This window comes from Paenirhizobium selenitireducens ATCC BAA-1503, assembly GCF_900492185.1.
In the GTDB taxonomy this organism is placed as follows: domain Bacteria; phylum Pseudomonadota; class Alphaproteobacteria; order Rhizobiales; family Rhizobiaceae; genus Allorhizobium; species Allorhizobium selenitireducens_A.
This window is the reverse complement of sequence record NZ_UEYP01000001.1, coordinates 766,439-791,195: the sequence shown is the minus strand read 5'-3', so window position 1 is coordinate 791,195 and position 24,757 is coordinate 766,439. Positions and strand designations below refer to the sequence as shown.

Sequence of the window (24,757 nt, the reverse complement as noted above, 5' to 3'; positions counted from 1 at the left end):
TTGTCATGGCAGTTGCCGCGTCGGCTCATCGAGTGAACCAGATTGTGGTGCTTGAGGAACGAGGCCCAGTCCATGCTGGTGAACTGCGAGCCTTGATCCGAGTGGATCAGCACCTCGCCCTTCGGCTTGCGCCGCCAGACCGCCATGAGCAGCGCCTGCAACACGACATCCGTGGTTTGACGGCTCTGCATTGCCCAACCGATAACCCGGCGGGAATAGAGATCGATGACGACCGCGAGATAGGCGAAGCCCTCGGCGGTCCGGATATAGGTGATGTCCGTGACCCATGCCCTGTCCGCAGCCTCGACGTCGAACTGCCGGTCGAGCGTATTGTCGACAACGACGGAGGGTCGGCCGCCATATTTGCCGGGACGGCGCTTGTAACCGATCTCAGCCTTGATCCCGGCAAGCCGTGTCAGACGTGCGACGCGGTTCGGGCAGCACATCTCTCCCTGGTCGAGAAGGTCATCATGAAGCTTGCGATAGCCATAGACCTTGCCGCTCTCTTCCCAAGCCCGAACCAGGAGATCGGTCTGTCGTTTGTCCTCGCTGGCCCGTTTGCTCAACGGGCTCTTCAGCCAGGCGTAGAACCCGCTCGGGTGGATGTGGAACAGCCGACACATCGTCCGCACTGAGAACCGCAGGCGATGCAGGGCAATGAATGCGTACTTCACTTTGCATCCCTGGTGAAGTACGCGGCCGCTTTTTTTAGGATGTCGCGCTCCTCGGTAACGCGAGCCAGTTCCTTCTTCAGCCGCCTGATCTCGTCGGCCTCGTCGCTGGCTTTCCCATTCGATGTGCCGAACTTCTTCTTCCACTCGTAGAGCGAATGCGGGCTGACCCCCAGCCGCTACGAGACCTCCGCTACCGGATAGCCCCGCTCGGTGATCTGACGCACCGCGTCGCGCTTGAACTCTTCCGTGAAATTGCCTTTGCCCATGTAGGCCTCCTGCCTCAAATTTAGGGGAGAAGGCGTCTACAAATCTAGGGGCTATTCAGTCGTTCGGATGCAAGAGATGCAAAAACAGGCTCGAGAACTGCGACAGTATGGATGAAGGTCAGCTTGCGCACCGATTTCAACTGCCGATGCGTCATCATTCGGCTGGCTGTTTGAGTTTCGGGGCGCTTTTTTTGCCTGCCCGCTGAGAAAGCTTCTCATGGCTTCCGCGCAGAACGAGTTCGGCACCGACTTGGATCTTCACAGCAGGCTGCGGGTCTGCAGATTGAATGAGATCATCCAGCATGGTGACGGCGAGGTATCCGATTTTGCGTTTGGAGACTTCAATCGTCGTCAAACCGGGATCCATGGTGGCACTCTGTGGCAGGTTGTCGAAACCGATGATAGAGACGTCGTCGGGAATAGAGAGTCCGTGTTCCCGTAACGCCCGAATAAACCCATAGGCGATTATATCGTTGGTGCAGAAATAGCATTCTGCAAGAGCAAGGCCGTCTGCGAGTAGCTGGCGCGTGTCACCATAGGCACCGTCATAGGTTGATTCGACCGACAAAACGTCCGACTCCTCAACCGCAAGCCCGAGGCGCGCCATGTTCTTGAAAAATGCATCTCGGCGAAGCTTGAAATTTGTGGTTTCGACGTGGGAGGCGACGAAGCCGATCCGCCGGAACCCCTGCTGGTGAAAGCGCGATAGCACTTTGTAGACAGCGTCTTCATTGTTCATGTCGACAAAATTGGCGTCGATGACATCAAAGAAGGTATCTATGAAGACGGTCGGATAGCCCAATCCCTGTATGAGGCGGATATCGGCCTCGGTCAATTCAGTGCCTAGCGCAATGACGCCTGATATGGGCGCGCCGGCGAGAGACTCGGCAACTGTACTGATTGGTTGGCCTTCGAAGCTGACGACTTCGAGCGTATAATTTCGTCTCGTGGCTTCGGCGGACATCCCATCGATGTAGTCGGAAATAAAGACGCTATGGTCGCGGTTTACGGTGTGGCCATGCTTGGCGATCTTTAGGAACCGAAGCGTCTCTCCCGGTTCTGCCGTCGGTTTGCTGGCCCGCGGAACGTAGTTGAGGCTAGCAACCGCTTCGAGCACCTTGGCGCGTGTCACGCCCGAGATATCGCCCTTACCATTCAAGACGAGAGACACAGTTGCGGCAGAGACGCCTGCGGCTTCGGCTATGTCTCGGATCGTCAGGCTTTTACCGTTCTTCATCGCCGTCCCAAATGCTGCATCTGCGAGATATTTTACTAAACAGACCGTCTGTTAAGCCGGATGTTTACGGCAATTGCGATGAATTCGCAACGAGGTTTCCGCGCGAAATAGGGCTTGTCACCGCGTTTGTGCTTTGCTAGCGTTTAGTGAAGTCGTGAAATGTTCACTAAACATGGGAGGAGACCATGCGGCGAACCGACGGCCAATTCGTGATGCTTGTTGTCATGAACGCCATGCTGCTTGTTGCTGGAGTGCTAATCTCTGGCGGCTCCTTTCTATCGCTGTTCAATCTGCAGTCCATGGCTGGCCAGGTCCCTGAAATCGGTCTGCTAGCCATCGGTGTGATGCTTGCTATGTGCGCAGGCAATGGTGGCATTGACCTGTCAGGGATTGCGCTTGCCAACCTCTCAGGGGTGGTCTCAGCCGTACTGATGGTGTCGATCCTTGGTCCGGCTTCCGATCCCACCACATTCAGCTTGGGCTTCATGATTGGCTGTCTTGTGGTTGGCTTCGCAGGTGGTCTGTTCAATGGATTTTTGATAGCCCGCTTCTCGATCACGCCGATCCTGTGCACGCTCGGCACCCAGATGGCATTCATGGGCCTTGCGATTGTCGTCTCTCAGGGGCGTGCCGTGACGGTTGGAAGTCCGGCTCTACTGTCCAGTCTGGGCAACGACATGCTGTTTGGGGTCCCGATCAGTTTCGTCATATTCATCGTCGTCGCAACGATGATCGGCGCCGTCTTGAAGTTCACGCCCTTTGGTCTTTGGCTGATGCTGATGGGGACGAATCCCAAGGCTGCGACCTTTGCTGGCTTCCCGAAAAATGGTGTGATCCTTGCAACCTATGCCTTGTCTGGAACCTTGTCGGGTCTGGCCGGCATCATCATCGCGGCCCGCAACGTCAACGTAAAGTTCGACTATGGCAGCTCCTATCTCTTGATCGCCATCCTGATTGCTGTGATGGCGGGAGTTCGCCCCGAAGGTGGCTATGGCCGCGTGGTCTGCGTGGTTTTAAGTGCGGTGGCGCTTCAGCTGATGTCAAGCCTTTTGAACTTCGGCGGTCTTTCCAACTTCGTTCGCGATTTCGCCTGGGGAGCCCTGCTGCTCACCTTCCTGGCTGTCGGTCGCTACGACGTGATGGGTTTCCTGGCCCCAACGCGTCACTCTGAAGATCCTTCGGCGTCTGTCCCTCAATCGCCGAAGTAACAAATCGAGGGAAAATTTGTGGAGGAAAGCATGAACTCGTTTGCCAAAAAAATGTTGCTCGGCACAGCACTTGCCGCCGTCACGCTGGGAGGCTCGGTCGGCGTGCTCGTTGCCCAGGAAAAGCCGGTGATCGCAACTGTGGTCAAGATCAGTGGTATCCCGTGGTTCGACCGCATGAATACCGGCGTGGTTGCCTTCCAGGAAGCCAATGCTGATGTCGTTGCAAGCCAGAGCGGTCCTGCAACCGCCGACTCCGCCCAGCAGCTGCAGATCGTCAATGACCTCGTCGCCAAGGGCGTCAACGCGCTTGCCGTCGTTCCGATGGATCCGGCCGTGCTTGAAGGCACACTGCAGCGCGCCATGGAACGTGGGATTGTCGTCGTCACCCATGAGGCTGACAACCAGATCAACACCAATGCCAATGTCGAGGCCTTCGACAACGCCGATTATGGTGCCGCACTCAACGAACGACTTGCCGAATGCATGGGCAAGGAAGGAAAGTGGACGACATTCGTCGGTTCGCTTGGCAGCCGCACTCACATGCAGTGGGTCGGAGCGGGCGAAGAGAACGCAAAGAAGTACGCAGGCATGCAGCTCGTTGATGCCAACAACGAGTCCTTCGACGATGCCAACGCGACCTATGAAAAGGCCAAGGAAATCCTGCGCAAGCATCCCGACATCAAGGGTTTCCAGACCTCTGCCGGCAATGACGTTCTCGGTGTTGGTCGCGCAATCGACGAAGCCGGTCTGAGCGGCAAGGTCTGCCTCGTCGGCACCGGCCTGCCGAACCCCTCGGCAGACCTGCTGGAATCCGGCGCAATCACCGCAATCGGTTTTTGGGATCCGCAAAAGGCCGGCATGGCCATGAACACGATCGCCAAGCTCCTGCTTGAAAAGAAGGAGCTCACCGATGGGATGGATCTCGGTGTCCCCGGCTATGAAAAGGTGACCGTCAAGCAAGGTGCTGGCCAGGGCTTGCTGGTTGTCGGCAACGGCATGGTTCTCGCCGACAAGGCGACCTACAAGGACTTCCTGTTCTGATCCTTTGAGTGAGCCGTGACCGGGAGATCTTTCTCCCGGTCACACCGCCGCAGCGTAAACCCGCCTGCGGATAAAATGAGGATCCTTTTCCCGTGGTCGCAATGCAAAGAAGCGTTGAGCAGCCGGCAGAGCTGCTCAGATTGAACAATGTCGAGAAGTGGTTCGGTGGCGTGCATGCGCTCAGGGGGATTAACCTGACGCTTGCCCGAGGCCAAGTCTATCACCTTCTGGGCGAAAACGGCTGTGGCAAGAGCACGGTCATCAAGATCATGTCCGGTGCGCACCCGCCATCTTCCGGCGAGATCGTACTGGACGGAAAAAGCTTTGCAGCTCTAACCCCAATCCAGTCTCTCGCAGCCGGGATTGAAACCGTCTATCAGGATCTCTCGCTTTTGCCCAATCTGACGGTTGCGGAAAACGTCGCGCTGACCGAGCAGCTTGTGTCGGCTGGCGGACGACTGGCACGCCTCTTCAATCGCGGCCAGATGCAGGAAACGGCGGCACGTGCGCTTGCAGCTGTCGGCCTGCCCAACGACCGCACCTTCCTGCAGGAAATCGTCGCTGATCTGCCGCTTGCATCGCGGCAATTGGTGGCGATTGCTCGTGCCATCGCGACACGGGCAAAGCTTGTCATCATGGATGAGCCGACGACCTCTCTGACCCGGCGGGAAGTCGACAACCTTATCGAAGTCGTCGAGCGCCTGCGGCTTGAGGGCGTAACCGTGCTCTTCGTCACCCACAAGCTCGAGGAATGCTACCGGATCGGCGGCAATGCCATCGTCTTTCGCGACGGGAAATGCGTGGCGCAAGGTCCGATCGCAAGCTTCACCAAGGATGACCTCTCTGAATTGATGACCGGGCGGCAGATCACCGCCACCCGCTATCGCGAGAGACGTCCGGACGGCGAAATCTTCTTCCAGGTGGACGGGCTGCGTACCGACAATGTCGAGGGCGTGTCGCTTGCCTTGCGCCGCGGAGAGATCCTCGGCGTCACCGGTCTTGCAGATTCCGGTCGCAACGAGCTTGCCATGGCGCTTGCCGGTGTCATGGCGATCGGGCGTGGCAAAATGCTGATCGCTGGGACGGAGGTGCGACTGAATTCTCCCTCGGACGCGATCAAACACGGTATCGGCTATGTCCCGGAGGATCGCCTCGCAGAAGGTCTGTTTCTCGACAAATCCATTCTCGACAACGAGATCGCCTTGATCCTTCGGGATCTGACAAATGGTATCGGCGTCATTGACCGCGAGCGGGCGAGGGGACTTGCCGATGATCTCTCAGCACAGATGCGCCTCAACACGAAGAATATCGACCTGCCGGTCGGCTCACTTTCCGGCGGGAACCAGCAGCGTGTCCTGATCGGTCGCTGGCTGACCATCCGCCCGCGGCTCCTCATCCTGCATGGCCCAACCGTGGGTGTCGATGTCGGCTCAAAGGACACGATCTACAAGGTGATCCAGTCCCTATCTCAATCCGGCATGGGCCTGATCATCGTCAGCGACGATCTGCCGGAGCTCTTGCAAAACGCAGACCGGATCATCGTCATGAATGGCGGCCAGATCGTTTCAGAATTCGAAGCAGACAAGGCAACCGAAGACGATCTCTACCGGGCAATGCTTGGCAGCGAAAAGGGGGCTGAACAATGAACACGAACAAAGCCGAGACGGCCCCTTCTTCAACACCTGCGCGCTCCTTCAGTCTGGGCGATCTGATACGTCGACGCCCCGAGACGATCACATTTGCTCTTCTCGTGACCATCTGTGTTGCCGTTTCGATTGCCAATCCGGCCTTTCTTCAGCCTTCGACCCTGATCGATATCGGCCGTGCAAGCGTCGTCATGGGGCTCTTTGCGCTCGGTGTCTTCGTCATTCTGGCAGCCGGCGGCATCGATGTCTCGTTTACCGCGATTTCCGCCTTCACCATGTATTCGGTGACCCTTCTGGTGCAGACCTATCTGCCTGGGCTACCGATCATTGTCATCATTTTGATCGCGATGGCAGGCGGTGTCCTCCTTGGCATGATCAATGGCCTTCTCGTTCACCATCTGCGGGTTCCATCGCTGATCGTGACGATTGGCACCCAGTATCTGTTTCGCGGATTTCTTCTGTCCTTCATCGGCACCGTCTGGATCATGTCGCTGCCGCCACAGATGGGGGCATTCGGGCGGATGCCACTTTTGCAGTTCGAGACCGCCAATGGTGCCCTCGTCACCTTGCCCTTCTATTTCCTCGTGCTTCCGGCGGCCGCCATCCTGACCTGGTGGATCTTGAACCGGACGCTGATGGGGCGGGCAATCTTCGCCGTGGGTGGCAATGCCAATATCGCCGAGCGCCTGGGTTACAGTCTGCGCACGGTGCATCTGTTCCTCTTCGGCTATGCCGGCGCTTTGGCGGGCCTTGCAGGTATCATCCATGTCTGTGCCAACCGTCAGGCGAACCCCTTTGATCTGGTTGGCACAGAAATCAATGTGATCGCAGCCGTCGTCCTAGGCGGCGCCCGGATTACCGGCGGGACCGGCACAGTTCTCGGCACCATTCTCGGCGTCCTCCTGGTCGTGGTCATCAACAGCGTCCTGGTTCTCGTCGGCATCCCAAGCACCTGGCAGCGACTGGTCGTCGGCAGCTTCATCCTGCTTGCCGCTGCCTTCTTCGTCACGCGTCAGCGCAAAAAGTAACAGTGGAGGATAAAGTGAAGAAGTTTCTCAACGATCCGGTCAACTTCGTCGACGAGATGCTCGAGGGTATCTATGCGGCACATCCGATGGTCACCTATACGAATGACGATCTGCGGTGCCTCGTGACGGCCAAGCCAAAGCCCGGCAAGGTAGGGCTCACCACGGGCGGTGGCTCAGGTCACCTGCCGACATTCTTAGGTTTCGTCGGCGACGGCATGCTCGATGGTGCAGCCGTCGGCGGCGTCTTCCAGTCTCCCAGTGCCGAGCAGATGTATCAGGTGACCAAGGCCGTCGATCAGGGCGCCGGTGTCCTTTACATCTATGGCAATTATTCCGGCGACATCATCAATTTCGACATGGCCGCTGAACTGGCAGACCTCGATGGCATTGCCGTCAAGCAGGTTGTCGGCAACGATGACGTCGCCTCCTCGATCGTTGGAGAAGAGCACAAGCGCCGCGGCGTGGCCGGCATCTTCTTCATCTATAAGGCAGCCGGAGCAGCTGCCGCCGAAGGTCTGTCGCTCGACGAGGTCGCACGCATTGCCGACAAGGCACGGTTGAAGACCCGGACCATGGGGGTCGCTCTTTCAAGCTGTGTCGTGCCTGAAATCGGTCATGCCACTTTCTCGATCGGCGAGGATGAAATGGAAATCGGCATGGGGATCCATGGCGAGCCTGGTATCAGCCGCAAGAAGCTTGGCGCAGCAGACGCCGTCGTCGACGAGATGATGGATCGCATCTTCAATGAGACCGATTACAAGTCAGGAGATGATGTTGCTGTCCTGGTCAACGGCCTGGGCGGTACGCCGCTTGAAGAACTTTACATCCTCTTCCGCCGGGTCCGTCAGCTTCTCGATGTGCGCGGCGTTGCTCTCAAACATGTGTGGATTGGAGAATTTGCAACCTCTATGGAAATGGCGGGTGCCTCGATCTCCATCCTTCATCTTGACGAAGAACTCGACCGCCTGATGGCTGCACCCGCCAATACGCCTTTCTTCAAGCACGTTACGGGATAAGATCATGAGCCTCGAAAAACTGGATGCGGGTCATCTGATCGGATTGTTTGAGAGCTGGCAGCAGCTTTTTGCCGAACAGCGCGAGTTTCTGATCGCACTTGACGGCAAGGTTGGTGACAGCGACCTTGGCATCACAATGGCGAAATCCTTTGCAGCGGCGGCTGACGCCGTCGCGGCAGAGGGAGCGGACGCTGGTCCCTCCAAGCTCTTGCGCGTAGCCGGTGCAACGATGGCACGCACGGCCCCGTCGACCATGGGGACGCTGACGGCGACAGGGTTCTTGAGAGCAAGCAAAGCCGTCGAGGGGCTGGATGCTCTTGATACAAAAGCACTGGCTCAGTTCTGGCGCGCCTATACGGATGGGATCGCTGAACGCGGCAAGGCAAAGGTCGGTGACAAGACCCTGCTTGATGTACTTGATCCGTTGACCAGGTCGCTCGAGGACGCGGCTGTGAAGGGCGAAAATCTGACGGCAGCTCTGTCTTCTGCCGCCAAAGCCGCGGAAGATGCACTGGAGGCGACGAAGTCAATGGTCGCCCAGCACGGAAAGGCTGCGGCTTTCCAGGAAAAAACTGTAGGGCTGCAGGACGCCGGCGCAACTGTCGGTTTTTTTCTGATCAAGCGGATGGCTGAATTCGCGGAACGTCAATGAAATCGCGTCAACGATCGCAGGATTGATCAAAATGTCCGAGAGTTACGTCATCGGCGTAGATGTCGGAACGGGCAGCGCGCGCGCGGGTCTATTCGACCTGAATGGTCGTATGCTGTCGGTCGCGAAGCGCGAGATCACGCTTTACCGCGAGGCAGGCTCGATCGTCGAGCAGTCGAGCAGCGAGATCTGGAACGCGGTCTGCGCTATCATCCGCGAGGCTGTTGCGTCCGCCGGTGTTGATCCGGCAGATATCGTTGGGCTTGGCTTCGATGCGACCTGCTCACTTGTCGTGCTGGGGGAGGGCGGTCTGCCGCTCGCCATTGGGCCGTCCGAGGAAAATGAGCGAGACATCATCGTCTGGATGGATCATCGCGCCGTCGACCAGGCCGAGCGGATCAATGCCAAGGGCCACGATGTCCTGCGTTATGTGGGCGGGCGCATCTCGCCTGAAATGGAAACGCCGAAGATTCTCTGGCTCAAGGAAAACCGCCCGGCGACCTATGCCGCCGCCTGGCAATTCTTCGATCTCGCTGATTTCCTCACCTGGAAATCAACCGGGGATTTGTCCCGTTCGACCTGCACGGTAACCTGCAAGTGGACCTATCTCGCCCATGAGGCGCGCTGGGACGAAAGCTATTTCGATCAGATCGGCCTAGCCGAACTGGCGAATGAGGGCTTTACCCGCATCGGTACTGACATCGTCGAGCCCGGTAGTAGATTGGGGCAGGGGCTTACCGCAGAGGCGGCCGAAGCCATGGGTCTCAAGCCCGGAACGGCGGTCGCCGCGGGCATGATCGATGCCCATGCGGGTGGCATCGGCACGGTCGGAATTGGCGGCAAGCCCGCCGAAAACCTGGCTTACGTCTTCGGGACCTCATCCTGCACCATGACCTCGACCGTCGAGCCCGTCTTCGTGCCTGGTGTGTGGGGACCGTATTATTCGGCCATGGTACCCGGCATGTGGTTGAACGAGGGTGGCCAGAGTGCCGCTGGCGCGGCGATAGATCAGCTTCTCTCCTTCCATCCTGCTGCCGCCGAGGCGACCGCCCGGGCACAGGCCGAGGGGAAGTCTTTGCCCGCCTTCATGGCCGAGCAGGCAGCACTCAAGATTGCCAATGCCTCAGAGGCCGTCAACCTTGCTGCTGGCCTGCATGTCGTGCCGGAATTCCTGGGCAATCGCGCGCCCTTTGCAGATCCTCACGCCCGCGCCGTGATTGCCGGTCTCGGGATGGAGCGCGACCTCGACAGTCTCGTCTCGCTTTACGTCGCCGGCCTCTGCGGTATCGGCTACGGCCTGCGCCAGATCATCGAAACCCAGGCAAAGTCCGGAGCCTCCATTGAACGGGTAGTCATCAGTGGCGGCGCGGGAGCAAGTCCTCTGGTTCGACAGATCCTGGCGGATGCCTGCGGCAAGCCTGTTGTGGCGACCGAGGCGGACGAACCTGTCCTGCTCGGCTCTGCCATTCTTGGCAGCGTCGCGGCCGGCGCCTTCCCGGATGTTCGTGATGCCATGCGTGAACTATCAAGAAGAGCCGCAGAATATCTTCCAGACGTCGATTGCGTGGCACAAACCCATGAGGGGCGTTACCAGGCATTTCTGCGGCTTCAAGAACTGTCGAGAGCTCTTACACCCGTCCGAGCTTAGGCATGAGCCGCGGCGTAAGGAGAGTTGTGATCGTGACTGAAGCGCGACTCCGCTCAATACCCTATTTCGAGACTTATCGCTATCTAGAAAAATCATGATTGTTGAAGCCTTTGAGGAAAATCTGACCTTTAGGTTCCATAATTACGCTCACCCCGCAAAGGGCTAGTTTTAGCCCTCTCGACGCGGGCTTTATGCAAGTCTCAGTGCAATCAGGCCCCCGCAACCAAAATCCCCGCAAACTCCACAGCGCAACACGATTGTCACAAGGCGGCCATTCGCCTTGGCCGATCCTCGGCGGATCGCCTCACGCCGTGGCGCCGGTGAAGACCTCGAAGCCGGTATCGATCACCGAGGGCTCGGGTGGACGTTGCGCCGATTCGAATGCTTTTTCCACCGCCGTGCGGCCGATGAGGAAGCGGTTCGACCGGATGGTCGAGAGCGGCTGGGGCAGTTCGCGACCGATGTCCAGGCCGTTGAAGCCAAAGATGGCGAGTTGGTCCGGGAGCGTGATACCGGCGCCCATGCAATGGAATATGCCGCCGACGGCCATGTCGTCATTGGAGTAGACGATGACATCGAGCTTGGGCTCATGGGTGCACAGGCGCGCAGTCATCTCTTTGCCGACGCCGACGGAACTCGGCGCTTCCGCTATCGCCTCCGCCGCAATCGTCAGGCCCGCATCGCGAAGGGCGTCGACAAGGCCCTCGTAGCGCAGGCGCGCGCGCCGGTCGGCATTCCAGTCATGGCCGGCATAGCCGAAGCGGCGATAGCCGCGCCCGACCAGATACCGCCCTGTGGCGTAGCCGGCGCGCCGATGCGACATGCCGACGGCAATGTCGATCGGCACGGCATCGATATCCATCATTTCCACGACCCGGATATCGCTTTGGATGAGCATCCGGCGCGTTGCCTCGGTATGCTCGAAACCGGCAATCAGGATCGCGCTCGGCTGCCAGGACAAAAGCCCCCGCACGACCGCTTCCTCGCGATCGATGTCATATTCGGTGACACTGATGACCGGCTGGTTCTCGCTTCCCCACAACGCGGCGTGAATACCCTGAAGCACTTCGGGAAAAACGATGTTCGACAAAGACGGAATGACGACGCCGACAAGATGGGAATCGAGCGAGGCGAGCGACCCGGCAATCCTGTTGGGCACATATCCGGTGGCGCGAACCGCTTCCATCACTCTTTTTCGCGTTTCCTCCGCGACCGGCCCCTTGTTGCGCATAATGCGCGACACCGTCGATTCGCCGACGCCGGCACGCTGCGCCACTTCCTTGACGGTTACCTTGCTCTTCCTGTCCGGCAGACGCAGTCTGGATTGCATGCCGTCCCCTCTTCTTCTTGGCTCAGTGCCCCAATCAAGAAAACCTGTTGGTCGGCTGCCGACCGCTTGTCTCGGGGAACCCCTTATACCAAATCACCCGACGCTGCGAAGAGCATCGGGCGACTTGCATCACGAAAGACGATCGAGAGCGCGCGCGAGGCCGCTCACTTTTGCCCTACATATTTGCGCCACGAATGCTGCTCCCGGAAGCCCAGGACCTCGCGTGCCTTGCGGTTGGACAACAGGCTCTCGTACTCGCCCATCGGACGCGTGACTTTCACGCCGGGATAGAAGCGGTCGATCAGTTCCTGCGTCGGCAGGTCGGATGATGTCTCGTCGTTGGCGGCGTTGAATATCTCGAAGCCCAGTCCGTCCTTGTGGATGGCAAGGTCGACGATCTGCCCGAGATCGCGCGCGTCGATATAGCTCCAGGCGATCCGCTTGCGGAAACCGGGATCGGCAAACCATTTGGGGAAGAGTTCGTATTCGTGCGGCTCGATCACATTGCCGATGCGGATGGCGTAGATGTCTGCGCCGGACCGCAAGGCGAAAGCCTGGGCGGTCTTCTCGTTGCAGATTTTCGACAGGGCATAGCTGTCCATCGGATCGACGGGATAGTCTTCTTCGAGCGGGAAATGCACCGGATTGCGGGGCTCGTTGGCGAAGACCAGGCCATAGGTCGTCTCCGAGGAGGCGACGATCACCTTCTTGATCCCGAGCTTCACCGCAGCCTCGATGACGTTGTAAGTCCCCATCGTGTTGATGCGGAATACCTCGTTGTCCGGCGTGATCATGATCCGAGGGATTGCAGCGAAATGGACGACCGCGTCCACGGGCTGGGCCCTCAGCGACGGGTCAAACTCATGCAGGCCCATATAGCTCGAAAATGCGTTGAAGACCTGCCCGCTGTCGGTGATGTCGGTGATCAGCGTGCGGACCTTGGGATTGTCGAGCGGCTTGGTGTCGATGTTCAGGACCTGATGGCCCTGGTCTACGAGGTATTGGACGACATGCTTTCCAGCCTTGCCGCTACCACCGGTGAACATTATGCGTTTGCTCATCTCATGCTCCATTACTACTGATAGTGCTGTTGCGAATGTTGCGCTGCCTGGGCGGGTTCAGCCCGTCGCCGCCAACATCACGTTTTCCTGATTGGCTTCCTGATGGGTGAAGCCGCCGCTGATCCGCCCCTCCTTGAGGACGATGATCCGGTCGCTGATCGCCAGGATTTCCGGCAGGTCCGAGGATACCACGATGATCGACATGCCTTCTTCCGCCAGCTTGTTGAGCAGGGCGTGGACCTCGGCCTTCGCACCGACGTCGATGCCGCGGGTCGGTTCGTCGACGATCAGAATGCGCGGCCTGCGGGCCACCCACTTGGCGATGATGACCTTCTGCTGATTGCCGCCGGAAAGATTGACGACCTTCTGCTCCGGGCTCGGCGTCTTGATCCCGAGCGACTGGATGAATTCCCGGCACCGCTTCGTCTCGCGGCCGCGATCGACGAAATCCAGGCGGCAATAGTCCGCCAGATGGGTGAGGCTGAAGTTTTCACGGACCGACATGCCCAGGACCAGACCCTGCGCCTTGCGGTCCTCGGTGACGAAGCCCAGCCCCTCGTTGATCGCCACTGAAGGATCGGTGATCTTGACCGTCTTTCCGTCGATGCTGATCTCGCCGACATAGGCTCGGCTGCCAAAGATCATTTCCATGATCTCCGTGCGGCCGGCACCGATCAGGCCGAAAAAGCCGAGGATTTCCCCTTTGTGCAGGTTGAAACTGACATCGCTGACGCGAGCCGAATGATGGGTTGGGCGGTACATGCTCAGATTGCGCACCGACAGCAGCACTTCGTTGGTCGCATGGGAAACATGTTCGCCAAAGAATTGCGACAGTTCGCGATCGACCATCTTGCGCACCAGCAGATCACGGGTCATCTCCGCAATGGGACGCGAATCCACGGTTTCCCCGTCGCGCATGACGGTCACGGTATCCGCGATCTCGAAGATTTCTTCCAGTCGGTGCGAGATGTAGACGATGCCGATACCCTGCGCCGCGAGCTTCTTGACCATGCGCATCAGGACCGTGGCCTCGTGATGGCTGAGCGATGCGGTCGGTTCGTCCATGATGATGAGCTTCGACTGATAGGAGATCGCGCGTGCGATCTCAACCATCTGCTTCTGTCCGATGCTGAGATCGCCGACCAGCATCGTCGGATTGAGCTTCATGTCGAGCTCGGCGAGCACGGCCGCCGCTGCTGCGTTCATCTTCTTCCGGTCGATCAAGCCGGCCATGTTGATGGGTTCTCTCGCGAGAAAAATGTTTTCCGCGATCGAGAGATTATCGACCACGGCGAGTTCCTGGTAGATGATGGTTATTCCCAAGGATCTGGCATGCACCGGATCGGCGATCACGACCTCCTGGCCTTCGACTTCTATCCAGCCACCCGGATCGCAGCGCAGCACGCCGGTCATGATCTTCATCAACGTGCTTTTTCCCGCCCCGTTCTCGCCGGCGACGGCATGAACCTGGCCGCGATGAAGGGTGAGATCGACCCCGTTCAACGCCTTCACACCCGGGAAAGTCTTTGAAATATTGTGCATTTCAAGAAATGGCGTCATGGTCTGCTCGAATCCCGGTCCAGATTGAATGGATGCGGAAGCGCAGCGGCTCCCGCATCCAGATTCCGCAGGTGTTACTTCGTGTAGCTTCCGAGGTTCTCGGCGGTTACGACGGTAACGCCCGTATCGACATTCTCCGGGTTCTTCTCTTCGCCGGTGATCTGGGCCACCAGATGCTCGACGGCGAGACGTCCCATCGTCACCGGACGCTGGACCATGATGCCGTCGATGAAGCCTTCCTTGACGCCCTTGATCGTGTCCGGCAGGTCATCGAATGCGAACACCTTTACCACACCCTTGCGGTCGGCGAATTCCTTTTGAGCAAGGACCTTGGCCACGGCGGGACCGCCGACTTGGCTGATACCAAAGATGCCCTTGAGATCCGGATTGGCGCGAAGCAAGGCTTCGGTCACCGAGACCCCGCGGGCGAGGTCGTCTTCGGTGCCTTCGGTAGCGGCGATCGTGATCTTCGGGTAGGCTTCCAGCGCCTTCTTCACGCCGGCGATGCGTTCGTTGAGGTTCGAGGCGCCGAGCTGGCCGGTCACGATGGCAACCTTGCCCTCGCCGCCGATGGCCTCTGCCATCGCCTTGCCCATGGTCTCGCCGGCGGCTTCGTTGATCGTGCCGATATACATGCTGCGGCCGCTATTGGCGCTGTCGCTGTCAAACGTGAGAACGGCGATGCCGGCATCGACCGCCTGCTTGATGATGCCTTCGACGGACTTCGGCTCGTTGACCGAAATTGCGATGCCGTCTACCTGACGAGCGATCAGGTCCTCGATGATCTTGACCTGGGTTGAGCCCTGGGTGTTCTGCGGAACCACCCATTGATACTTGACGCCGAGCTTGTCGGCGGCCTCCTGCGCACCGGTGTTGCAGTCGTCAAAGAACGGAACGGCAACCTTCGGAACGACGGCGACGGTAATGTCGGCCTTGTCCTTGGCGAAAGCGGCGCCGGTTGCCAGAAGCGACATCGTCAAGATGGCCGCGCGAGCGGAATTGAAAATTACACGCATGAAATCCTCCTCCTCAGCAAGCTCTCCTCGAGCCTGGATTCTTCGTGATTGATTAGACGTTAGGCGATACTCATCTCTCTTCTCAGTTCTTTCCTCCCATGATTCTGCTCCGCAGCACGTCCAGGCTGACGGCGATCAAGATCACGCCGCCGGTGATGGCCTGTTGCGCATAGGTATTGATGTTGAGAAGCACGACACCGTTGGCGATCACGCCGACAAGCGCTGCGCCGATCACCGCACCGGTTACGCTCCCAGCGCCGCCGGCGAGGCTCGCTCCGCCGATCGCGGCGGCGGCGATGACATCGAGCTCCGACCCGAAACCCGACGCGGGCTCGGCCGAGAGGTAGCGGGAGAACCCGATCACCCCGGCCAATGCAGCGATGGTGGAAGACAGGACATAGACGGACAGCTTGATGCGATCGACCTTGACGCCGCTCAGGCGCGCGGCGTGTTCGTTGCCGCCCGTGGCGTAGACATGCCGGCCAAAGCGGGTGCGGCGCATGATCACCGCAAAGACCAGCATCAGCACGACCATGATGATGACCGGCACCGGCACGGGGCCGAGGTAGCCCTGGCCAAGGATCGCGAAGGCTTCCGGCGTCTCCGGCGTGACCGGCACGCCGCGGGTGATCATATACATCAGACCACGCCCGATGCTCAGCGTTCCGAGTGTAGCGATGAAGGGCGGCAGGCCGATGAAGGTGATCAGCAGCCCGTTGCAAAGGCCGAAAATGAGACCGACGCCGAGACCCGCCGCGATGCAGAGTTCGGTGGGATAGCCCATGCTGAAGCAAAGGGCGGTCACCAGCGAGGCAAGCCCCATCGCCGAGCCGACCGACAGGTCGATCCCGCCGGTGATGATCACCATGACCATGCCGATGCTCATGATTGCGGTCAGCGAAAACGCCCGGAAGACACCCATCAGATTGTTCGTCGTCAAGAAGTAGGGCGTATAGAGGCTAATCAGTGCGCCGACGACGACCAGCGCGATCAGGACGTTGAATTCGCGCACCTGGAAAAGTCTGCCGGCTTCGGCCAGCAGGCGGGAATGCAGCGATCCGGGCGCATTGTGGTCCTGATCGGTCGCGAGCATGTCTCATTCCTCCCAAATATTGTTCGCATGGGCCGCCGCCTCGATGCGAGGCGCTCCTCAACGCTGCGGACCACTTCCGACGCCCCTCCCGGCAAGGGGAGGGAGGCCCAGATGGCCAGCGAGTGGCAGCGCTGTCATTCTTTGTTTGAGGCGACCTGTTTTGTCAACAGGCTTTTTGCCGCATGCAGACTCCCGCAGTCTAGGTGCAGATTCCCGCAATCGCAGTGCATCAGGCACAACGCTGCTAACCGTCGGTCAGAATAGATATTGCTTTCGTCTCAGTGGCCGAGATAATATGGCAGCGCTATCATACAAAAGTCCGTATTCCCGCAGTCGGCGGAAGAAAGAGCAGACTTGGAGCCGAGCGCATGACCGCCACGACAACTGCAACTATGTCCATTGCCATGATTCACACGGTCGCTGGTCTGGTTCCGACCCTGGAAGCGCTTGCCAGGCGCGAACTACCCAGTTGCGAGCCCTTCAACATTCTCGACGAGAGCCTGCTGAGAAATACCATCCGCGAGGGAAGCCTGTCGAAGACGACGATGCGGCGCCTGGCGCAATATGTCTGGTCGGCCGTCGACGGTGGGGCCGGGGCCGTTGTCGTCACCTGTTCCTCCCTTGGCCCGGCGGTTGATGCGGCAAGGCCGCTATGCCCGGTTCCGCTCTTCCGCATCGACCAGGGCATGGCGGTTGAAGCGGTATCGCGGGCGTCGCGGATCGGCGTTCTGGCAACATTGCCGACGACGCTCGGCCCCACCGGGGATATCATCAGGACGTCTGCGGCCGAAACCGGACGGACCGGCTGCCAGGTCACGGAGATGCTGTGCGAGGGGGCCTTCGAGCGCCTGACCGGCGGCGACCGCGAAGGTCACGATGCACTGGTGGTCGAGGGGTTCCGCCGCCTCGCGCCGAAGGTCGAACTGGTCGTCCTCGCCCAGGCCTCGATGGCGAACGCGCTTGCGCCCCTTGGGCCAGAACCGGAAGGAATTCCCGTGCTGACGAGTCCGGAACTCGGCATGCGCCACATCAGGGCATGTCTTTTTGCGGCAAGACCTCGTCGATGAGACGACCTGCCTTGCCGTCATCCTGACACAGCATCAACCCTGCCGGGATCTCGTCCCGAAACGCCTCAATCCAAGGAGAAAGTCATGGAATATCGGCAACTCGGCCGCTCGGGCCTCAAAGTCTCAGCGGTCAGCATGGGTACGTTTTCGTTCGGCGGGAAAGGCGATTTCGCTATGGTCGCGAGCCAGGGCGTCAAGGAGGCACAGCGGCTCGTTGATACCTGTATCGAGGGCGGCATCAACCTGTTCGACACGGCCAACATGTATTCCTCCGGACGCTCCGAGGAAATTCTGGGCGAGGTGCTGGAGGGACGCCGCGACCGGATTCTGATCTCCAGCAAGGCGCGGATGCGCATCGGCGACGGCCCCAACGACGAGGGCGTGTCGCGCTATCATCTCATCCGCGAGTGCGAACGCAGCCTGAAGCGCCTGCGCACCGATCACATCGATGTCTATTTCATGCACGAATGGGACGGACTAACTCCACCGGAGGAGATGCTCTCGGCGCTGGATATGCTGGTGAACCAGGGCAAGGTCCGTTATATCGGCTGCTCGAACTATTCCGGCTGGCACATAATGAAAGTGCTGGGCGTTGCGGATCTCAAGAACTATCCGCGCTTCGTCACCCAGCAGATCCACTACACGCTCGAGGCACGGGAGGCCGAATACGAACTCCTGCCAATTTCCGTCGATCAGGGTCTGGGCGTCATGGTATGGAGCCCGCTTGCCGCCGGCCTGCTTTCGGGTGCATTCCGTCGCGACCTAAAGCCCGCGGATTCCCGCCAGGCGGCCGGCTGGAGCGAACCGCCCATTCGCGACGAGAACCGCCTATGGAATATTGTCGACGTGCTGATCGAGATCGCCGAGGCGCGAGCCGTGTCGCCGGCCCAGGTCGCTCTGGCATGGACATTGTCGCGGCCGGCGATCACATCGGTTGTCGTTGGCGGCCTGAGCGAACAGCATTTTAAGGACAATATCGCCGCGGTCGATTTGAAGCTGACGGCCGAGGAATTGGAACGGCTGAACGCAGTCAGCCGCCTCGACTACATCTACCCCTACTGGCACCAGCACAATTTTGCCAAGGACCGCTTCTGCGCGGGCGACTGGGCGCTGCATCAAAGCTACGAAGATCTGGGAAAGATATAAGCCGGAATGGCGGGCCTCGGGCCCGCCTTCAAATCCGGTCGTATCAGCCGGCAAACGCCTTCAACCAGCCAAGCCCGGCGACGGTTTCGCCCGCCGGGCGGTACTCGCAGCCGACATAGCCGCCATATCCGAGCGCATCGAGCTCCCGCAGAACCCGGAAATCGTCGAGTTCGCCGGTTCCCGGTTCGTGGCGCGAAGGCACCGATGCGATCTGGATATGTCCGATGATCGGCATCATCTCCCGCAATCCCCGGATTACGTCACCATGAATGATCTGGCGGTGGTAGATATCGAACTGAAGCTTTAGGTTGGGCTTCTCCATCGACGCGATCAGATCGGCTGCAAAGTTGAAATCATTGAGGAAATAACCCGGCATGTCGCGCGGATTGATCGGCTCGATGAGCACGTCGAGACCCGCCTCACCGGCTTTGTCGCAGGCAAGGGCGAGCGCAGCGCGATAGGTGTTGCGAGCTTTGGCGTCCGAGCGGTCTGCAAGGCCGCTCATCACATGCAGCCGCCCGACGCCGGTGGCGCTGGCATAGCGCAATGCCGTCTCGACGGACTGGCGGAATTCCGCCTCTCTCCCGGGCAGTGCCGCCAACCCCCGTTCCCCGGCAGCCCAATCTCCGGGCGGAAGGTTGAACAGCGCCTGGGTCAATCCGGCGGCTTCCAACTGCGAACGGATGACATCCGGGTCGAACTCATAGGGAAATAAGAATTCGACCGCCTTGAAGCCAGCGGCAGCCGCGGCGGCGAACCGGTCGAGAAATCCGGTCTCATTGAACATCATCGTCAGGTTTGCAGCAAAACGTGGCATGTTCAGATCGTCCCCGGCGCTTCTGGCAAGTCCAGTCCGGTCACCTGAGCCAGCAAGCGGGCGACCGAGGCGTCGTCGTCGCGGCCCATTCCGGCTGCCGATGTCATGATGAACATCTGCAGAGCAGTGGAGGCGATCGAGAGCGGGAATTTCAGGTTTCGACCGATATCCGAGACGATGCCCAGATCCTTGGTGAAAATGTCGATTGCGCTTCGTGGCGCGTAATCGCCTTCGAGAATGTGCGGAACACGGTTTTCGAACATCCAGGAATTGCCGGCGGATGCAGTGATGACCTCATAGACCTTGGCGATGTCCAGGCCGAGTGCCTTCGCAAAGGTGATGGCTTCGCAGGCGGCCGCGATATGCACCCCGGCCAGGAGCTGGTTGACGATCTTGAAGGAAGCGCCGATGCCGGCGCGATCCCCGAGTTCGTAGACCTTCTGAGCGATCGCATCGAGTACCGGGCGAACCTTGTCGAAGGCCTCTGGACGCCCTGAGCCCATGATCGTCAGTTCGCCGGCCGCAGCCCTGCCGGCCCCTCCGCTGATCGGGGCGTCGATATAGCCGAGCCCGAGCGCTTCCACGCGCTCTTCGAGCCCGCGGGCCATGTCCGGCCCCATCGTGGCAAAGGAGAGCACGACGCCCCCCTTCGCCATCGCGGCAGCCGCGCCCGCGCTAAACAGGACGGCCTCCGTCTGGGCTGCGTTCACCACGACCGTAATGACGACATCCGCATCTCTGGCAGCTTCCGCCGGATTTCCGATGGCTTTTCCACCCGAGGCGACAAAACGCGTCATGGCGTCCTCGCTGACGTCGCAGCCGATCGTTTCAAAGCCGCCGCGCAGCAAGGAAGTTGCCACGCCCATGCCCATCGATCCCAGTCCGACGACGCAGACTTTCAAACCCGTTTGCTTGCTCATGTCAGAAACCAACCTTCCGATCCATCGTCCGCCTACCGCTCCGCAGGTGCTTGCTCTTCCCTTCCCGGAAAAGTAATGATAGCGTTGCCACAACATGGTTAGCCTATCCGCGAATTGCATTGCAAGTCCTTATTTTCGTCTGGAGATCAAGGGCTTCGATGGATTTGCGGAGGGTGGGCTTGCGAGCGTCGAGCCGCGGCCGCACAAGGGAGGAAAGACGTGCTGATTGGCGCTGTTGCCGACGACATCACCGGGGCCACGGACCTCTGCCTCATGCTTTCGCGCGAAGGCATGCGCACGATCCAGGTGATCGGCGTGCCCGGCGACGACATGGAGTTTTCCGGAGCGGACGCCGTTGTCGTGGCGCTCAAATCGCGCACGATACCGGCAAGCGAAGCGGTCGATATGTCGCTCGCTTCCGCTCGGGTCCTTCTGGCCGCAGGCGCCGAGCAACTCATCTTCAAATACTGCTCGACATTCGATTCGACGGATGCCGGCAATATCGGCCCCGTCGCCGAAGCGCTGCAGGATCTGACCGGTACGCCGGTGACGATTGCCTGCCCGTCCTTTCCGGCCGCCGGGCGGACGGTCTACAAGGGTCACCTGTTCGTCGGTGACAGACTGCTGTCGGAAAGCCCGCTCAAGGATCACCCGCTGACCCCCATGCGTGATCCGGACCTTGTTCGCGTGCTGCAGCGCCAATGCAGCCGGCCGGTGGGCCTTGTTCAGGCCGATATCATTTCGCGGGGTCCGGAAGCATTGAAGGCGGCCTTCGCCGAGCAATATGCGACAGGCAAACGCATTCTGGTCGTCGACACGCTGACCGACGCCGACCTCCGGATCATAGGCAAGGCCTGCGCCGGAATGAAGCTTGTAACCGGTGGCTCCGGCGTGGCGATGGGACTGCCCGAAAATTTCAGGCAGACCAAGGAGTTCACACCGCCGGCAAAAACGGCGCGAATGGCGTCTCCTCCCGGTCGTGCGGCAATTCTTGCCGGCTCGTGCTCGGCGGCGACACGCGGCCAGATCGAGGTGGCGGAGGCCGCTGGCCTGCCTGTGCTACGGCTTGACATCGCAGCCATTGCGCAGGGCCGTCAGACGGCGGCGGATCTCGCGGACTGGGCAATCCATTCGGCAGGCGATCAGCCGCCACTCATCTATTCGAGTGCCGGTCCTGACGAATTGGCCAAGATCCAATCGGTGATGGGACGTCATGAGTCAGGTGCATTGGTGGAAAGAACACTGGCAGACGTCGCGCTTCGGCTCAAGGATGCCGGTTTCTCCCGCTTTCTGATTGCCGGCGGCGAGACCTCGGGCGCGATCGTCGAGGCGCTCGGCGTCAAGGTTCTTCTGATCGGGCCGGAAATCGATCCGGGGGTGCCCTGGACGCGCAGCATTTCGGGGCCGGATCTTGCATTGGCGCTGAAATCGGGAAATTTCGGCGCGAAGGACTTTTTCTTGAAGGCCTGGGACCTGCTCGAAATGGAGACTGAGGATGCATGACGTCAACCGCCTTCGTGACGAGGTATGCCGGGTGGGGCAGTCCCTGTTCCAAAGGGGCCTGACCTCCGGTTCGACCGGCAACATCTCCGTCCGCACGCCCGACGGCGGCTGGTTGATGACCCCGACCAATGTCTCGATGGGCGCGCTCGACCCGGCCCGCTTGTCCCTATTCGACACTGACGGCCGTTTCGTATCGGGAGACGCGCCGACCAAGGAGGCCTTCCTGCATTTCTCCATGTATGGCGAACGGGCCGATGCCGGTGCGGTCGTGCATCTCCATTCCAGCCACTCGACCGCCGTCAGCATCATGGCGGACATCGATCCCGAGGACGTGCTGCCGCCGCTGACCGCCTATTACATCATGCGGGTCGGGCGCCTGCCGCTCGTGCCCTATTTCGCGCCGGGCGACCAGGCGCTTGCTGAAGCTGTGCGCAGCCTCGCCGGTCGGCACCATGCCATGCTGCTGGCCAACCACGGTCCGGTCGTGGCTGGCACCAGCCTCGCCAATGCACAGTATGCCGCCGAGGAGCTCGAAGAGACCGCCAAGCTCTTTCTGATGCTGCAGAACCACGCCAAACGCGTCCTGACGCCTGAGCAGGTGGCGGATCTGCGCCGGCGCTTCAACCTTGTCTAACGCGGCTGACCTTACGTCAGCGACCTCGATTTTCGAACAGTTCCGCAGGAGAGAACAATGAATACGATGGCAAATGAAACTGTCGGCTTTGTCGGCGTCGGCCTTATGGGTCATGGCATGGCCAAGAATATCGTCGAGAAGGGCTATCCGTTGACCGTCATCGCCCATCGGAACCGCAAGCCGATCGAGGATCTCGTTTCGCGCGGCGCGACCGAAGCCAAGTCTCTGGAAGAACTCGCGGCAGCCTCGACGATCGTCTTTCTCTGCCTCACCAGTTCGCGGGAAGTCGAAGCGGTTGTCAACAGCATGAAGCCGAAGCTTGCCTCCGGATCGGTCGTGGTTGACTGCTCGACCGGAGACCCGACTGTCACCGCCCGCCTGGCAGACGAACTCAAGGCGCAGGGCGTCCATTTTGCCGATGCCCCGCTGAGCCGCACACCGAAGGAAGCCTGGGAAGGCACGCTTGATGCGATGGTCGGTGCTGATGATGCGATCTTCGCAAGAATTCGCCCCGTCATCGACACCTGGGCCGGCAAGATCGTTCACATTGGTGGCATAGCCGATGGTCATCGCATGAAATTGTTGAATAATTTCATAGCCCTTGGCATGGGCGCACTGTTCGCGGAGGCGCTCGCCCTGTCACGCAAGGTGGGGATTTCCGTCGATCGGTTTGACAGTGTGATCCGCGGCGGCCGGATGGACAGTGGTTTCTATCAGACCTTCATGGGCTATGTCCTCGAAGGAAACCGGGAGGCACACCGATTTACGCTGTCCAACGCCTACAAGGATCTCAAATATCTTGAATCCATGGCCAACGCCGCGACGATCGCAACGCCGCTCGCCAGTGCCGCCAAGAACTCCTATGCAATGGCAGTCGCCGGCGGTGGAGGTGGGCCTGAGGACTACGTGCCGCATCTGGCCGACTTCATTGCCAAGCTCAATGGTCTCGACCGGAAGTAGACCTCCGCCTTTGGCTATAAAGGTGTCTGGAGATTGCCATGAACTGATTCCGTGGGCAGCCCTGCGGCCGGCAGGACAACTCCTGCCAGCCGCATCCGGGGGCGCCAGTGCTCCGGTCTGGGCGGCCGCTCGTTCCAGGACAGGAGGAGGAATTGCTGTAGGAACCGGAAGGCAATAAGCGGTGCCGCCAAGAGCCGGCGCGCAAGGTCGGGCCGGAGAATATTGGCTTTGGGCCAAGGTCGCCGGCGACGTCGGCCGTGTCGAAGTTGGTGCCGTCGATTGAATATCGTTAGCGAAGGGCTGAGTCCGCGTAGGGGTTGACTTGGGTCAATTCGACGCGCGGTGTTGGGAGTAGGTGTTAGGAAGACTGTCAATTGCATTGGGCTACTGCTGCTAGGAGGAGGAGAGTATGCCAAAAATCATGGTCGATTCGGATGCGACTGCTGGCCAGCCTCTGCAACTACACAGTCATCCCACGGGCGTTCGGCCGGATGACGCACAAGAGCAATTGAACCGGATCGGCCATATCAGGCAGTATGACAGCGGTATCACCATCGTTGCCGAGGGCGATGAACCAAGCATCATCGGCCGGGTGGCATCCGGCGTTGTGCGCATAACGCAAACACTCGACGACGGACGACAGCAGATCGTGGGCTTGGCCATGCCCGGCGAGTATTTCGGACATTTTTTTCGCAGCGGCAGTGCCTTCATGTACGAGGCCGCGACCGATGTCGCTGCCTGCGTATTTCCTCAGAAACCCTTCGAAGCCCTCTTGGCCAGCCATCATGGGCTGGAGCACACGGTCATGATGGGGGCGTTGCGCGATCTGGAGTTGAGTCGCGAATGGATCATGGTTCTCGGTTGCCAGAACACCTTCGAACGCGTTGTCAGCTTCATGCTGCATATCCATAAGAGGATGCGTATGGCCGGAGTGCCGACCCACGACCGCTTCATTGAATTTCCAATCGGGCGTCGCGACATCGCCGGCTACCTCGGCACCACGGTCGAAACCATCAGCAGGCATGTTCAGGCGTTGGCACGTCAGAGGATCATCAGGATTCTGGACAATTCCCATTTCGAGATCTGCAATCTCGGTCGGCTTCAGTCGCTGTCGAAGCAGCATTGGAACGCCATGGCGAAGTCGATAACGACGAGCGAGCTCGATTCCGGAGTGCCGCAGGCGCTGAAGGGAAAGAGCTGGTCGCAATCTGGGCTCGCCTGAATCCGCGTCGACGCG

The 24,757-nt window shown here is 59.8% G+C and carries 20 protein-coding genes and 2 pseudogenes; 13 read left to right on the top strand and 9 right to left on the bottom strand.

From position 1 onward, the window contains the following. Both RHIZ70P_RS03800 and RHIZ70P_RS03795 read right to left on the bottom strand, forming a co-directional pair. A pseudogene (locus RHIZ70P_RS03800) lies at nucleotides 1-940 on the bottom strand (IS3 family transposase); the annotation flags it as partial. Nucleotides 941-1,094: 154 nt separating this feature from the next. Next, nucleotides 1,095-2,177 carry a LacI family DNA-binding transcriptional regulator gene (locus RHIZ70P_RS03795; RefSeq protein ID WP_115669010.1) on the bottom strand — a complete coding sequence of 361 codons (1,083 nt, stop codon included), beginning with the start codon at nucleotides 2,175-2,177 and terminating at the stop codon, nucleotides 1,095-1,097. 185 nt (nucleotides 2,178-2,362) lie between these two features. Between RHIZ70P_RS03795 and RHIZ70P_RS03790 the strand changes: the two genes are divergently transcribed. The 7 genes from RHIZ70P_RS03790 to RHIZ70P_RS03760 all read left to right on the top strand — a co-directional run bounded on the left by RHIZ70P_RS03790 (nucleotide 2,363) and on the right by RHIZ70P_RS03760 (nucleotide 10,413). After that, complete coding sequence (locus tag RHIZ70P_RS03790) at nucleotides 2,363-3,385, top strand: ABC transporter permease (protein ID WP_115669009.1); 1,023 nt, start codon at nucleotides 2,363-2,365, stop codon at nucleotides 3,383-3,385. A gap of 30 nt (nucleotides 3,386-3,415) precedes the next feature. Continuing rightward, nucleotides 3,416-4,426 carry a substrate-binding domain-containing protein gene (locus RHIZ70P_RS03785; RefSeq protein ID WP_115669008.1) on the top strand — a complete coding sequence of 337 codons (1,011 nt, stop codon included), beginning with the start codon at nucleotides 3,416-3,418 and terminating at the stop codon, nucleotides 4,424-4,426. 101 nt (nucleotides 4,427-4,527) lie between these two features. Next, complete coding sequence (locus RHIZ70P_RS03780) at nucleotides 4,528-6,072, top strand: sugar ABC transporter ATP-binding protein (protein WP_115669007.1); 1,545 nt, start codon at nucleotides 4,528-4,530, stop codon at nucleotides 6,070-6,072. Next, nucleotides 6,069-7,100: an ABC transporter permease gene (locus RHIZ70P_RS03775; protein ID WP_115669006.1), complete on the top strand. Its 1,032-nt coding sequence runs from the start codon at nucleotides 6,069-6,071 to the stop codon at nucleotides 7,098-7,100. The genes RHIZ70P_RS03780 and RHIZ70P_RS03775 overlap by 4 nt, the downstream gene beginning before the upstream one ends. Nucleotides 7,101-7,114: 14 nt before the next feature. Then, nucleotides 7,115-8,116, top strand: a complete 1,002-nt coding sequence (locus RHIZ70P_RS03770) for a dihydroxyacetone kinase subunit DhaK (protein WP_115669005.1) — start codon at nucleotides 7,115-7,117, stop codon at nucleotides 8,114-8,116. A gap of 4 nt (nucleotides 8,117-8,120) precedes the next feature. Then, entirely contained in the window at nucleotides 8,121-8,768 is a 648-nt protein-coding gene (locus RHIZ70P_RS03765) for a dihydroxyacetone kinase family protein (protein WP_115669004.1), read from the top strand. 31 nt (nucleotides 8,769-8,799) lie between these two features. Beyond that, the gene (locus RHIZ70P_RS03760; RefSeq protein WP_115669003.1) at nucleotides 8,800-10,413 is read left to right on the top strand and encodes an FGGY-family carbohydrate kinase; all 1,614 of its coding nucleotides are present in this window, start codon (nucleotides 8,800-8,802) and stop codon (nucleotides 10,411-10,413) included. 304 nt (nucleotides 10,414-10,717) lie between these two features. On the opposite strand, the gene RHIZ70P_RS03755 is transcribed toward RHIZ70P_RS03760, so the two are convergent. From RHIZ70P_RS03755 to RHIZ70P_RS03735, 5 genes are all read right to left on the bottom strand, one after another. Then, nucleotides 10,718-11,743 carry a LacI family DNA-binding transcriptional regulator gene (locus tag RHIZ70P_RS03755; RefSeq protein ID WP_115669002.1) on the bottom strand — a complete coding sequence of 342 codons (1,026 nt, stop codon included), beginning with the start codon at nucleotides 11,741-11,743 and terminating at the stop codon, nucleotides 10,718-10,720. A gap of 164 nt (nucleotides 11,744-11,907) precedes the next feature. Then, entirely contained in the window at nucleotides 11,908-12,804 is an 897-nt protein-coding gene (locus RHIZ70P_RS03750; protein ID WP_115669073.1) for an NAD-dependent epimerase/dehydratase family protein, read from the bottom strand. Nucleotides 12,805-12,861: 57 nt separating this feature from the next. Then, a complete protein-coding gene (locus RHIZ70P_RS03745; RefSeq protein WP_115669001.1) occupies nucleotides 12,862-14,364 on the bottom strand; it encodes a sugar ABC transporter ATP-binding protein in 1,503 nt (500 codons plus the stop codon). 74 nt (nucleotides 14,365-14,438) lie between these two features. Then, a complete protein-coding gene (locus RHIZ70P_RS03740; RefSeq protein WP_115669000.1) occupies nucleotides 14,439-15,380 on the bottom strand; it encodes a sugar-binding protein in 942 nt (313 codons plus the stop codon). Nucleotides 15,381-15,462: 82 nt separating this feature from the next. Continuing rightward, entirely contained in the window at nucleotides 15,463-16,473 is a 1,011-nt protein-coding gene (locus RHIZ70P_RS03735; protein WP_115668999.1) for an ABC transporter permease, read from the bottom strand. 368 nt (nucleotides 16,474-16,841) lie between these two features. On the opposite strand from RHIZ70P_RS03735, the gene RHIZ70P_RS03730 reads away from it, so the two are divergent. Together RHIZ70P_RS03730 and RHIZ70P_RS03725 are read left to right on the top strand one after the other, a co-directional pair. Beyond that, a complete protein-coding gene (locus RHIZ70P_RS03730) occupies nucleotides 16,842-17,540 on the top strand; it encodes an aspartate/glutamate racemase family protein (protein WP_115668998.1) in 699 nt (232 codons plus the stop codon). Between the two features lie 84 nt (nucleotides 17,541-17,624). After that, a complete protein-coding gene (locus tag RHIZ70P_RS03725; protein WP_115668997.1) occupies nucleotides 17,625-18,686 on the top strand; it encodes an aldo/keto reductase in 1,062 nt (353 codons plus the stop codon). 43 nt (nucleotides 18,687-18,729) lie between these two features. Here RHIZ70P_RS03725 and otnI read toward each other — a convergent pair whose 3' ends face one another. Continuing rightward, nucleotides 18,730-19,503: a 2-oxo-tetronate isomerase gene (gene otnI / locus RHIZ70P_RS03720; RefSeq protein WP_115668996.1), complete on the bottom strand. Its 774-nt coding sequence runs from the start codon at nucleotides 19,501-19,503 to the stop codon at nucleotides 18,730-18,732. 2 nt (nucleotides 19,504-19,505) lie between these two features. After that, nucleotides 19,506-20,519 carry an L-threonate dehydrogenase gene (ltnD, locus tag RHIZ70P_RS03715; protein WP_115668995.1) on the bottom strand — a complete coding sequence of 338 codons (1,014 nt, stop codon included), beginning with the start codon at nucleotides 20,517-20,519 and terminating at the stop codon, nucleotides 19,506-19,508. Between the two features lie 123 nt (nucleotides 20,520-20,642). Here ltnD and otnK point away from each other — a divergent pair, with 123 nt between their 5' ends. The 4 genes and pseudogenes from otnK (at nucleotide 20,643) to RHIZ70P_RS03695 (ending at nucleotide 24,742) form a co-directional block, all read left to right on the top strand. Beyond that, a complete protein-coding gene (gene otnK / locus RHIZ70P_RS03710) occupies nucleotides 20,643-21,926 on the top strand; it encodes a 3-oxo-tetronate kinase (protein WP_115668994.1) in 1,284 nt (427 codons plus the stop codon). After that, a complete protein-coding gene (gene otnC, locus RHIZ70P_RS03705) occupies nucleotides 21,919-22,560 on the top strand; it encodes a 3-oxo-tetronate 4-phosphate decarboxylase (RefSeq protein WP_115668993.1) in 642 nt (213 codons plus the stop codon). The genes otnK and otnC overlap by 8 nt, the downstream gene beginning before the upstream one ends. 54 nt (nucleotides 22,561-22,614) lie before the next feature. Beyond that, nucleotides 22,615-23,520 (top strand): annotated as a pseudogene (locus tag RHIZ70P_RS03700) (NAD(P)-dependent oxidoreductase); the annotation flags it as partial. Between the two features lie 409 nt (nucleotides 23,521-23,929). Further along, nucleotides 23,930-24,742, top strand: coding sequence for a Crp/Fnr family transcriptional regulator (locus RHIZ70P_RS03695; RefSeq protein ID WP_115668991.1), 813 nt, complete (start codon nucleotides 23,930-23,932; stop codon nucleotides 24,740-24,742). The last annotated feature ends 15 nt before the right edge of the window (nucleotides 24,743-24,757 follow it).

What these genes read in the sequence shown, in the direction of transcription:
- RHIZ70P_RS03755 (WP_115669002.1), bottom strand. Translation starts at nt 11,743, where the DNA reads ATGCAATCCAGACTGCGTCTGCCGGACAGGAAGAGCAAGGTAACCGTC.
- RHIZ70P_RS03695 (WP_115668991.1), top strand. Translation starts at nt 23,930, where the DNA reads ATGCCAAAAATCATGGTCGATTCGGATGCGACTGCTGGCCAGCCTCTG.
- RHIZ70P_RS03785 (WP_115669008.1), top strand. Translation starts at nt 3,416, where the DNA reads ATGAACTCGTTTGCCAAAAAAATGTTGCTCGGCACAGCACTTGCCGCC.
- RHIZ70P_RS03730 (WP_115668998.1), top strand. Translation starts at nt 16,842, where the DNA reads ATGACCGCCACGACAACTGCAACTATGTCCATTGCCATGATTCACACG.
- ltnD (WP_115668995.1), bottom strand. Translation starts at nt 20,519, where the DNA reads ATGTTGTGGCAACGCTATCATTACTTTTCCGGGAAGGGAAGAGCAAGC.
- RHIZ70P_RS03735 (WP_115668999.1), bottom strand. Translation starts at nt 16,473, where the DNA reads ATGCTCGCGACCGATCAGGACCACAATGCGCCCGGATCGCTGCATTCC.
- RHIZ70P_RS03760 (WP_115669003.1), top strand. Translation starts at nt 8,800, where the DNA reads ATGTCCGAGAGTTACGTCATCGGCGTAGATGTCGGAACGGGCAGCGCG.
- RHIZ70P_RS03750 (WP_115669073.1), bottom strand. Translation starts at nt 12,804, where the DNA reads ATGAGCAAACGCATAATGTTCACCGGTGGTAGCGGCAAGGCTGGAAAG.
- RHIZ70P_RS03795 (WP_115669010.1), bottom strand. Translation starts at nt 2,177, where the DNA reads ATGAAGAACGGTAAAAGCCTGACGATCCGAGACATAGCCGAAGCCGCA.
- RHIZ70P_RS03775 (WP_115669006.1), top strand. Translation starts at nt 6,069, where the DNA reads ATGAACACGAACAAAGCCGAGACGGCCCCTTCTTCAACACCTGCGCGC.
- RHIZ70P_RS03790 (WP_115669009.1), top strand. Translation starts at nt 2,363, where the DNA reads ATGCGGCGAACCGACGGCCAATTCGTGATGCTTGTTGTCATGAACGCC.
- RHIZ70P_RS03745 (WP_115669001.1), bottom strand. Translation starts at nt 14,364, where the DNA reads ATGACGCCATTTCTTGAAATGCACAATATTTCAAAGACTTTCCCGGGT.
- RHIZ70P_RS03740 (WP_115669000.1), bottom strand. Translation starts at nt 15,380, where the DNA reads ATGCGTGTAATTTTCAATTCCGCTCGCGCGGCCATCTTGACGATGTCG.
- RHIZ70P_RS03765 (WP_115669004.1), top strand. Translation starts at nt 8,121, where the DNA reads ATGAGCCTCGAAAAACTGGATGCGGGTCATCTGATCGGATTGTTTGAG.
- RHIZ70P_RS03780 (WP_115669007.1), top strand. Translation starts at nt 4,528, where the DNA reads ATGCAAAGAAGCGTTGAGCAGCCGGCAGAGCTGCTCAGATTGAACAAT.
- otnI (WP_115668996.1), bottom strand. Translation starts at nt 19,503, where the DNA reads ATGCCACGTTTTGCTGCAAACCTGACGATGATGTTCAATGAGACCGGA.
- otnC (WP_115668993.1), top strand. Translation starts at nt 21,919, where the DNA reads ATGCATGACGTCAACCGCCTTCGTGACGAGGTATGCCGGGTGGGGCAG.
- RHIZ70P_RS03725 (WP_115668997.1), top strand. Translation starts at nt 17,625, where the DNA reads ATGGAATATCGGCAACTCGGCCGCTCGGGCCTCAAAGTCTCAGCGGTC.